Origin of the sequence: Microbacterium sp. CPCC 204701 (assembly GCF_004010105.1) — a bacterium.
In the GTDB taxonomy this organism is placed as follows: domain Bacteria; phylum Actinomycetota; class Actinomycetes; order Actinomycetales; family Microbacteriaceae; genus Microbacterium.
Genome location: NZ_RRYE01000075.1, coordinates 1 through 10,168, shown reverse-complemented (window position 1 = coordinate 10,168; position 10,168 = coordinate 1). Strand labels below are relative to the sequence as shown.

Below are 10,168 nucleotides of genomic sequence, written 5' to 3'. Positions count from 1 at the left end.
CACCCGGTGCGCGTGCTCTCGTACGGGCTCACGCGCGACGGGGGCGGCGCGGGCCGCACCCGCGGCGGCACCGGCATCACGCGGGTCGTGGAGTTCACCGAGAACTCCACGGTCACGATCGTCGCCGACCGCGACCGCAGCCGGCCGTACGGCCTGCTGGGCGGCCACCCCGGCGCGAACGCGAGATTCGAACTCGTTCTTCCCGACGGGGAGGTGCGAGCACTGTCCAGCAAGACGCCGCCGACTTCTGTACCCGCCGGGGCTCGCCTGACGTTCACGTGCGCCGGCGGGGGCGGCTACGGCGCGCCGTCGGCGCGCCCGATCGCCGACATCCAGGACGACGTCGACGATGAATACCTCACCCCAGAGGCGGCGCAGCGCGACTACGGCGTGACCGTGACGCGCGTCGCGGGTCGTGTCGAGGGCGAGTGGGTGGTCTCGCGATGACGGCGTCCGAGGCCGCTGGTGCTTCCCGCGGCCGCTTCGCCGGTCGTGTGGCGCTGGTCACCGGAGCCGTCGGTGGTATCGGGTTCGCCGCCGCCGCGCGGCTCGCGGCGGAGGGCGCGGTCGTGGCCGTAGCCGACATCCGGGGCGATGCGGCGGGGGATGCTGCATCCCGCCTTCCAGATGCGTTCGGAATCACCGTGGACGTCGCCGACGAGGCTTCAGCCCAGGCCGCCGTCGACGCGGTCGCCGAGCGATGCGGCCGGCTGGACGTACTCGTGAACAACGCAGGCGTGATTCGCGACAACCTGTTGCACCGCATGACGCTGGACGAGTGGGATCTGGTGCTCGACGTGCACCTGCGCGGTGCCTTCCTCATGAGCCGGGCCGCGCAGCGGGTCATGGTGCCCGCGGCGTACGGCCGCATCGTGAGCCTCTCGAGCATCGCCGCGACGGGCAACCGCGGGCAGTCGAACTACTCCGCCGCGAAAGCGGGGATCGTCGGGTTCACGAAGACGCTGGCGCTCGAGCTGGGGCGGTACGGCATCACCGCGAACGCCGTCGCCCCGGGTTTCGTGGCGACGGAGATGACCGATCGCACGGCGGAGCGGATCGGCGTGACGCCAGAGGAGTTCCGCCGGCGCACCGCCGAGGCGACACCCGTACGCAGGGTCGGCACACCCGACGACATCGCGACGGCCATCGGGTTCCTCGCGGCGGAGGAGGCGGGCTTCATCACCGGTCAGGTGCTCACCGTAGACGGCGGACTAGACCTGTGACGGCGCTGCGTGCCACGCTGGCGGAGCTGCCCGGACTCGTCGGCCGTGAGCTCGGCCCCACGCCGTTCCGCGAGATGACTCAGGGCGACGTCGACGCGTTCGCAGCGCTGACAGGCGACGCGCAGTGGATCCATGTTGACGCCGAGCGTGCGGCCCCCTTCGGCGGCACCATCGTTCACGGTCTTCTGATCCTGGGCCTGCTCGGCGGGGTGTGGGGCGATCTGCTCGACGTCGCCGACGCCCGCCGCGCGCTCAACTACGGCCTCGACCGCGTGCGCTTCCTCGCCCCAGTGCCCGTCGGGGCGCGGATCGCGGCTGCGGCGACCCTCGCCGCGGCGGACGCCCGCGTCGATGGCATCCGTCTGACCCTCGACGTGCGGTTCTTGGTGCACGGTGCCGACCGGCCCGCCGTCGTCGCCGCCTCCCTCGTCCTGTTCCAGCACTGAGAGTTGCCCATGCGCCTGTACTCAACCACCGACCCGTACGACTTCGAATCGCGGCTGACGGAAGCCGAACGTGCGGTGCTCGTGCGCCTTCGCACGTTCCTCGACCGCGAGGTCGCCCCGATCGTCGACGACTACTGGGAACGAGGGGAGTTCCCCGTTCACCTTCCCGACCTGTTCGCGGCCGAGCGCTTCCTGGATCCTGCGGAGCTGCGGGAGGCCGGCGAGGACCCCAGTGCGCTGTTCATCGGCTTCCGAGTGATGGAGATCGCCCGCGTCGACGCCTCCGTGTCAACCTATTTCAGCGGTCAGGCGACCATGATCATCGGCGCCGTCCTGCACGGCGCCGATGACGCGCAGATCGCGGAGTGGATGCCGCGCATCGACACCTATGACTTGCGCGGGGTGTTCGCGATCACCGAGCCCGATCATGGTTCGGACGTCGCGCGCGGCATGCGCACGACGGCACGGCGGGACGGGGGCGAGTGGCTGCTGGACGGGCGCAAGATGTGGATCGGGAGCGCCGCCTACGCGACGCACGTGTGCGTTGTGGCCCGCGAGGAGTCCGGAGCGATCCGCGCCTTCCTGGTGCCGACCGACGCGCCGGGACTGACGATCGAAAAGATCGCGGGCAAGGCGTCGCTGCGCATCGTGGACAACGCCCGCATCACGCTCGAGGGCGTGCGCGTGCCCGAGAGCGCCCGGCTACAGCGGGTCGAGCGCTTCGCCGACGTTGCCCGGATGCTGCGCCACATGCGCGCGAGCACCGTGTGGCAGGCGGTCGGCGTGCAGATGGGTGCGTACGAGAACGCGTTGCGCTACGTCACCACGCGCGAGCAGTTCGGCCGCGAGATCGGCCGCTTCCAGCTCGTGCAGGAGAAGATCGCGCGCATGCTCGGCAACATCACCGCATCACTGGGAATGGCCGTGCGCCTGGCCGAGCTGCAGCAGCAGGGCGTGTACCGCGACGAGGACTCGGCCCTCGCGAAGTACTGGGTGTGCGCGCGCCTTCGCGAGACGGTGGCGCTCGCCCGCGAGGTGTGCGGCGGCAACGGCATTCTGCTGGTCACGGGCGTCGCCCGGCACTTCGCCGACGCCGAGGCGATCTACACCTACGAGGGCACCAACGAGATCTCCGCACTGATGGCGGGCCGTGCGGCGACCGGTCTCAGCGCATTCATCTGAGAGGAACACCCACCATGTCGCATCTGGTCACATCCGGCCTGCACACTGCCCCGGACCCGTCGCGGCGCATCGTCGGGGGCGAAGGCGTGCATCTGCACCTCGCCGACGGCACGCGCCTGCTGGACGCCTCGAATACCGGCGCTCCGCTCGGGCACGGTCATCCGGCGATGGTCGAGGCGCTGCGCGAAGCCGCCGCATATCCGGTCGTCAACGAGGGACACTCGTGGGCCGAGCGCGAAGACGTCGCCGACGAGCTCGTCGCGACCGCGTTCGGCGGCGAGGACTGGGTCGGCGGCATCCGGTTCGGCATGAGCGGCAGCGAGGTCAACGACATCGCGCTCAGCCTCGCCCAGTCCGTCACCGGGCGGGCGCCCGTCGTCACGAGGGAACGCGCCTATCACGGCCTCGTCGGCCTCTCACGTGACGTCACCGTCCAGCCGCAGTGGCACGGCGGTCTCTCGGCGCTCAGTGGCCACGTCAGCCGGCCCGCGTCGGGCGTCGAGGTGCGCACCATCGGTCACCCGGGTGGAAGCGCCTACGCCGCGGACGGGAGAACGGATGCCACCGTGCCGGCGGCCGCCGACCTGGTTGCACTCGAGGGTGCGGCTGCGGTCATCGTGGACTACACGCAGGGCGGCTTCTACTACGATCCGGCCTATCAGGACGCCGTCGCCCAGCGGGCGCAGGAGTCCGGGGCGCTATGGATCGCCGACGAGGTCGTGACCGGGCTCGGTCGCAGCGGCCGGTGGATGCAATTCACCGGCGCGGCCTCGCGCCCAGACATCGTGACCCTCGGCAAGCCTCTCGCGGGCGGCGCCGTCCCGGCGGGCGCGGTGGTGCTCTCCAAGCGCGTGCTGGAGGTGCTCGAGACGGCCAAGTGGCAGAACTACAGCACGTTCCGCGCGCACCCCGTCGTGGTCCACGCCATCCGTGCGCATCTGCGGGTCGCCGCGGCCGAGGGGCTCCCGCAGCGCGCGGTCGAGCTGGGAGCCGAGTTCGGCAGCATGCTCGCAGACCTCGGGCGGCGGCATCCGTCCGTCACTCGCGTCGCCGGCAATGGCCTGCACTGGACCGTCGAGCTGCCCGGACCGGACTGGCGCTCGTGGCGCTCGACGTCGATGCAGACGCACCTGTCGGACCTCGTGGTGGGCGAGGCCCGGATGCGCGGGGTGCAGATCAGCACGAGCGACGAGCCCACGTCGCTTTTCCTCGCGCCGCCGCTCATCATCGAACGCGCCGAACTCGAGCGCATCGTCGACTCCGTCGATGCCGGACTGACCGTGGCGGACCGCGCGCTCGAGGAGCAGGCGGCATGACGCACGGGATCATCGTCCCCGACCACATGCGGGGGCTCGTCGACGGCGGCCGGTACGCCCCGGCGGTCCGCGTCGGCGACGACGTCCACATCTCAGGGCAGGTGGGCCGAGAAGCCGACATGGTCGCGGTGACGAGCTCCCTGGAAGACCACATCACGGCCGCCTTCGAGAACCTGCGCGCCGTGGTGGAGGCGGCCGGCGGGACGTGCGCCGACATCTACGAGCTGACCACCTATCACGTGGATCTGGCTGAGCAGATGCCGACTTTCGCGGCGGTGAAGGCGCGCTACTTCTCCGACCCCGCGACCCTGCCGGCCTGGACCGCGGTCGGTGTCGCGGCGCTGAACAGCCCCGACTTCCTCGTGGAGATCGCCGCACGGGCGCATGTGCCCGCGAGGAACTGAGGTTCTACCGCCAAGCAGGGCAGCCCCGCAGCTCAGTCGCCGCGCGTCGCGCATTGCGCGCGCGACGGAGCGGACATGGCTGCTTCCGGGGCTCCGGGAGCACGATGTCGTCGCGCGCACCGATCACGCCCCGTGCCGGCATCGTCGGAGCGCCAGATTCGCTTCATGGATTGCGCGACGCTACCCCGCGCGAGGGCACATTGTGCATGACGTCACGCCGTGCGGGTGCCAGCGCACCGCCCGAATTCCGAGGAACACGGATGCGGGGATCGTTCAGGTCGTCGTGCACGGCACCGTGGCGACGCTCTCGCCGAAACGTCAGCCGCTTCGCAGATCGGCGAGCACCGGGGCCTCACATGCCGTGCCCGTCGCCGCACCGGCAGGTCGCGGCGCCAGTGTGGCAGGCACCGTGCGCCGGCGCTGGAGCGGGCACATCCAATGTGGGGTTCTGATCGAAGAAGCCGTGTGGCACGAGCGAGAACCCGGTGCTGTCGACGGGCATGATGGGCCAGTCCTCCGTGCGCGGGAAGTGCGTGAGCCCGAACGTGTGCCACACCACGATGTCCTGACCGTCGATGTCGGCATCGCGCTCGATCCACCGCTCGATCGTTCCGAAGCCGTCGTTCTGATTCACCAGCTCTCCCGACGGGTACCGTTCCGTCGGCGAGTAGCGCGTCACCCAGAGGTCGTGGGTGGTGAACGCGGCGCGGCGCGCGATGGACGACGTAGGGTCGGCGAGCAGACTCGGCTGGCCCTCCGGGCGCAGGAGGTAGCCGACTGGCTTGCCGACGACGTTTCGCACGTCGGGGTTCACGATGTGCCATGCGCGCCCGCGCTTGCCGTCGGCGTCGCGCACTCCCTCCCGTTCCGTCGTCAACCGCCGCGTCGCCAGCGTGAAGCCGTTGCCATAGGGGTTCTCGGCCGACAGCGGCACCCGCTGCGCCTCGAGTTCGTCGACCGCGTTGCGCACCCCGTCGAGTGTCACGTCGAGCCGGGCTGAGAACAGATGCTGGTGGTACGGCGCCCCGATCCCCGGCGCGATCTCCGACGCCCACGGGTAGTCGCTGCCGTCGGGCTGCGCCCCGGGGTATGCCGACGCGAAGACCACGCCGGTGGCCTTGCACTCCAGCTCGATGCGCCCGTCCAGATAGAAGTGCCAGTAGAAGCCGTAGTCGTAGTTGCCGACCGTGATGAAGAACGAGACGACCAGCCGCCGGTTTCGGCGCACATCGGTTGAGTGGTAGAACTCGTCGGTGTGCTTCCAGAGGATCGAGGCATCCTCTTCGTGCATGCAGATCGCGTTGGGGATCGTTTGCGGCTTGCCGTCGGTCGCGGCGATCGTCGCGTCGAAGTAGCGGATCTCGCCGAGGCAGTCGCACCCGAGAGTCAGCGAGTTCGCCGACTTGCCCAACGAGTACTCGCCCGCGTCGAAATAGTTCTGCCAGAAGCGCACGGGGCTCGGGTCGCCGTATGGCACCACCATCTCTGCGATCGACGCCCGGTAGACGATCGGACGGTGGCGCTCGCCCTCGGTGAAGCTGATTTCATGCAGGGTGAGACCCTCCACCTGGTTGAAGCCGATGCGGAACCGCCACTTCTCCCACTCGACGACGTCTCCATCGACGCGGAAGCTCGGTCCCTCGGGTTGTGTGATCACGATTGGCTTCTGTGTCCGACGCGGTGTCGGCAGCTCTTCGGCGCGATGGAAGTTGTAACGCTCCCGAGGAATGTCGAAGACCTTGTCGTCGATCAACCGCAGCACCTCGCCGGTCACCAGGTCGACGTATGCGACCACGCCGTCGATCGGGTGCGCCCATGCGTTGTCGTCGGCGTCGAGCTGCATGAAGGACAGGCACCTCACGATGCGCCGGCCGTCCTCGCCGGGCAGCCCGAAGCGCCCCGCCGACAGCGCGGAGATGCGCACCAGCGACACGTCCTCGATGCCGCGAATGCGCATCGCGCCGACCCAGCCCGCGTCCGCACGCAGCAGCGCCTCGATACGGTCGAACTCCTCGAGCACGATCGGAGGCTGGCCCTCCTCGGTGACGTCGACGGTGCGCCGTGAGACGACGCGGTTCTCGGTGAGGTCGGTCGTGACCTCCGAGACCGCGCCGTCGCGTCGGTCGAGCAGCACGTTGCCCACCAGGCGGGCGGTGGCCGTGCCGTCGAGGACGGTGGACTTCTCGGGCTCGACGAGGTTCACGAGCATGAATGCCGTGGCGTCTTCCTCGAACCCGTCCGCGAGGACGAGCCGGCGATTTGTGTCGATCTCATCGGCGGTGAGGCGGTCGAGTGCGTGCGTCATGGGTGTCTCCGGAGGCGATGCGGGGTCAACGCCCGGCGAACCAGGTGGTCTTGAGAGCGGTGTAATTGTCGAAGGCGTGCAGCGACAGGTCACGGCCGAAGCCGGACTGCTTCATACCGCCGAAGGGCGTGACGACGTCGAGCGCATCGACGGTGTTGACCGAGACGGTGCCCGCCCGCAGCGCCTTCGAGACGCGCAGCGCCCGATGGATGCTGTCGGTGAAGACGGATGCCGCGAGGCCGTAGTCGCTGTCGTTGGCGAGGCGGACGGCCTCCGCCTCATCGTCGAACGGGGCGATCGCGAGCACGGGGCCGAAGATCTCCTCGCTCCAGAGGGCGCTGCCGACAGCGGTGTCGGCGAAGACGGTCGGCTCGAGGTAGAAGCCGCCGGACTGCAAAGCGGGTGCGTCGCCTCCGGTGATGAGGGTGGCAACCGACCGGGCGCCGTCGACGTGCGCGCGCACACGTGAGAGCTGCGCCGCACTCACGAGCGGGCCCATGGTAGCGGCAGGGTCGAGGGGGTCGCCGACGCGGACCGCGCGAGCGCGCGCGGCGATGCGTTCCGTGAGTTCGTCGACGATCGAACGCTCCACGAGCAGGCGCGAGTTCGCCGAGCAGACCTGACCGCTGCACGTGAAGATCCCGGCGACGGCGAAGTCCGCCACTGCGTCGAGATCAGTGGCATCGGCGAACACCAGGTTGGCGCTCTTGCCGCCGCATTCGAGCCACACCGCCTTCATGTTCGACCGGCTCGAGTACTCGAGGAACTTCTTGCCGACGGCGGTAGAGCCGGTGAACGCGATGACGTCCACGTCAGGGTGCAGCCCGAGTGCCTGACCGGCCTCATGACCGAACCCGGGCACCACGTTGAGCGCCCCGGCGGGCAGGCCCGCCTCGGTGGCGAGCTCCGCGAAGCGCAGTGCCGACAGCGGCGTCTCTTCGGCGGGTTTCAGCACCACGCTGTTGCCCGCCGCGAGAGCGGGGGCGAGCTTCCAGATCGCCGTCTCGAGAGGATAGTTCCACGGCACCACCGCACCGACGACCCCGACGGGCTCGCGGCTGACGACGGCGAGATCAGCGCCAGGCGTCGGGGCGACTTCGCCATAGACCTTGTCGATCGCCTCCGCATACCACTGCAGGATGGCGGCGCTGCCGGGAATGTCAATCTCCGTCGTGTCGCATATGAGCTTGCCGCCGTCGACGCTGTCGAGCAGGGCGAGTTCATCCGCGGTATCCCGGATCGCCGCCGCGACCGCGAGCAGCACGCGCTTCCGCTCGGCCGGTGCAGCCTGCGACCACACGCCGGACTCGAACGAGCGGCGCGCGGCCGCCACGGCGCGGTCGACCTCGGTCTCGCGTCCGCGGGCGACGCGGGCGATGACGGCGCCCGTCGCGGGGTTCACCGTCTCGAACGTCTCGCCGTCGGAGGCGTCGACGAACCCGCCGTCGATGTACGCGCGGGTGCGGGGTTCGAGCGTGTCGGCGAGACGCTGCCAATCAGCGTGCGTGCGCATGTGCGGTCTCCTGGTCGAGGTGAGGCGTTCCTATGAGAGCGTCGATGATCGTCTGCGCCATGAGCAGTGCGCCGTCGAGAGCGGCGCGGTCGCCGGCGGGCCGGATCGCGGCATCGGCGAAAGCGGCCTGATGGTTGACGGCGGGCGAGGCGTCGATGCCGAGGTAGGGATGGATGGCGCGGAGCCGGCGCGAGACGTTGCCCATGTCGGTCGAGGCGGTGTTCATGCCGCCCGGGCGCCGCTCGTCGGCATCCATGTCGCGTCCGAGCGCGGCGGCGTTCGCGGCGAAGGCCGCCGCCAGGGCGTCGTCGTTACGGAACTCCGAGTAGCGCGGACTCGTCTCGCGGATCTCGAGCTGACACCCGGTGGCCAGCGCACCCGCCTCGAAGCACGCCGTGACGCGGCGGAATGCCGCATCGAGCTCCCCGAGCGACGCAGCACGGACGTACCAGCTGCCCAGCGCCGACCCGGGTATGGCATTGGGTGCGGTGCCCGCCTCGCGCACCACTCCGTGAACGCGAACGGAGCCGGGCAACTGCTGACGGAGCAGGCCGATCGCGACCTGCGCGACGGTGAAGGCGTCGGCCGCGTTGATCCCGAGGGTCGGATACGCAGACGCATGCGACTCGCGACCGGTGTACTCGACGTCGAAGTGCGCGACGGCCAGTGGTCGGGCGTACAGCGCGTCGACCGGGCCGGGGTGGATCATCATGGCGATCTCGACGCCGTCGAACACGTTCGCGTCGAGCAGATGGATCTTGCCGCCACCGCCCTCCTCGGCCGGCGTGCCGATCACCTGGACGGTGGCGTCGAGAGATTCGGTCAGGGGAACGAGAGCGGCTGCCGCGCCCACCGCTGCGGCGGCGATGATGTTGTGGCCGCATGCGTGGCCGAGGCCGGCCAGGGCGTCGTATTCGGCCACCACCGCGACCGTGCGCGATCCGGTGCCCGCCGTGGCGACGAACGCGGTCTCCAGACCGCCGGCTCCGCGCGTCACCGTCATGCCGAACCCTTCGAGCGTGTCGGCGAGCAGCGCCGCCGACGCATACTCCTGCCACGCCGTCTCGGGCTCGGCGTGCAGCGCGTGGCTCACCGCGATGATCGCCTCGCGGTGGTTCTCGACCTCCGCGGCGGCGCGGCCCTTGACTTCCGTGATGGAGGTCACCGGCTCACTCATCGCCCGGGACGCCGTAGGACGGGGCCGCGCCCGGAGACACGGCGCGGGTCAGGTAGGCGTCCTTCCGCGGCATCCACAGCTCGAGGAGGCGGCGAAGTTCCCCTATCGGGTCGTCGTGGTCGTCGACGCGGAGGTCGGTGACCCGCCACGATGCCTGTTCCACCACCGACAGACCCGCGGAGCGCAGCGGCCCCGCCTCCCCGCCGGCAGCCACCGCCGTCTCGAGCGCCGCGAGCAGACGATCCTCGAGCGTTCCTGCAGCGGCGGTGTAGCCGCCAACCATCGCATCGAGCACCTCGTCGTTGTCGAGGAGGTTGCCGGCCGCGAGACATCCGTCGCCGACGGACTCGCCATGGATGCCGAGGGCCTGCGCGCCGGAGTGCACCGCGACGTTGCCCGCCGCGTCGACCACGGTCAGCTGCCGGTAGTCGGCGAACCCGTCGGTGGCCAGCGCAGCGGCGATGGCTTCGGTCGCGCTCGCGCCGCCCGCGAGGGCGTCGAGGGCTGCGGGGCCGAGCGCCGGGTTGGTCACGTTCTGCGAGGCCACGGCGCCGACGCCCGCACGCAGATGCGCGCACCGCGCGGCGACCGCGGGGCTCGAC

10 protein-coding genes are annotated in these 10,168 nt (G+C 70.3%); 6 read left to right on the top strand and 4 right to left on the bottom strand.

Features of this window, described 5'->3' with window-relative positions; genetic code table 11:
* The 6 genes from EIO58_RS07015 to EIO58_RS06990 all read left to right on the top strand — a co-directional run.
* The coding region (locus tag EIO58_RS07015) for a hydantoinase B/oxoprolinase family protein (protein WP_205789168.1) at nucleotides 1–447 on the top strand (447 nt) is incomplete at its 5' end.
* A complete protein-coding gene (locus EIO58_RS07010) occupies nucleotides 444–1,223 on the top strand; it encodes an SDR family oxidoreductase (protein WP_127818922.1) in 780 nt (259 codons plus the stop codon). The genes EIO58_RS07015 and EIO58_RS07010, both read left to right, overlap by 4 nt.
* Nucleotides 1,220–1,669 (top strand): MaoC/PaaZ C-terminal domain-containing protein, encoded by a 450-nt coding sequence (locus tag EIO58_RS07005; RefSeq protein WP_205789167.1) that lies wholly within the window; start codon nucleotides 1,220–1,222, stop codon nucleotides 1,667–1,669. Before EIO58_RS07010 ends, EIO58_RS07005 begins: the two co-directional genes overlap by 4 nt.
* Before the next feature lie 9 nt (nucleotides 1,670–1,678).
* Complete coding sequence (locus tag EIO58_RS07000; RefSeq protein WP_127818921.1) at nucleotides 1,679–2,851, top strand: acyl-CoA dehydrogenase family protein; 1,173 nt, start codon at nucleotides 1,679–1,681, stop codon at nucleotides 2,849–2,851.
* Between the two features lie 14 nt (nucleotides 2,852–2,865).
* Entirely contained in the window at nucleotides 2,866–4,167 is a 1,302-nt protein-coding gene (locus EIO58_RS06995) for an aminotransferase class III-fold pyridoxal phosphate-dependent enzyme (protein WP_127818920.1), read from the top strand.
* Nucleotides 4,164–4,571, top strand: a complete 408-nt coding sequence (locus EIO58_RS06990; protein ID WP_127818919.1) for a RidA family protein — start codon at nucleotides 4,164–4,166, stop codon at nucleotides 4,569–4,571. The genes EIO58_RS06995 and EIO58_RS06990 overlap by 4 nt, the downstream gene beginning before the upstream one ends.
* Nucleotides 4,572–4,923: 352 nt before the next feature.
* Here EIO58_RS06990 and EIO58_RS06985 read toward each other — a convergent pair whose 3' ends face one another.
* The 4 genes from EIO58_RS06985 to EIO58_RS06970 form a co-directional block, all read right to left on the bottom strand.
* A complete protein-coding gene (locus EIO58_RS06985; RefSeq protein ID WP_127818918.1) occupies nucleotides 4,924–6,876 on the bottom strand; it encodes a primary-amine oxidase in 1,953 nt (650 codons plus the stop codon).
* Nucleotides 6,877–6,901: 25 nt separating this feature from the next.
* Complete coding sequence (locus EIO58_RS06980) at nucleotides 6,902–8,389, bottom strand: aldehyde dehydrogenase (protein ID WP_127818917.1); 1,488 nt, start codon at nucleotides 8,387–8,389, stop codon at nucleotides 6,902–6,904.
* The gene (locus EIO58_RS06975; protein ID WP_240658618.1) at nucleotides 8,373–9,554 is read right to left on the bottom strand and encodes an amidohydrolase; all 1,182 of its coding nucleotides are present in this window, start codon (nucleotides 9,552–9,554) and stop codon (nucleotides 8,373–8,375) included. The genes EIO58_RS06980 and EIO58_RS06975 overlap by 17 nt, the downstream gene beginning before the upstream one ends.
* Nucleotides 9,555–9,558: 4 nt before the next feature.
* A partial coding sequence (locus tag EIO58_RS06970; RefSeq protein WP_164861568.1) for a DUF1028 domain-containing protein occupies nucleotides 9,559–10,168 on the bottom strand: 610 nt, incomplete at its 5' end.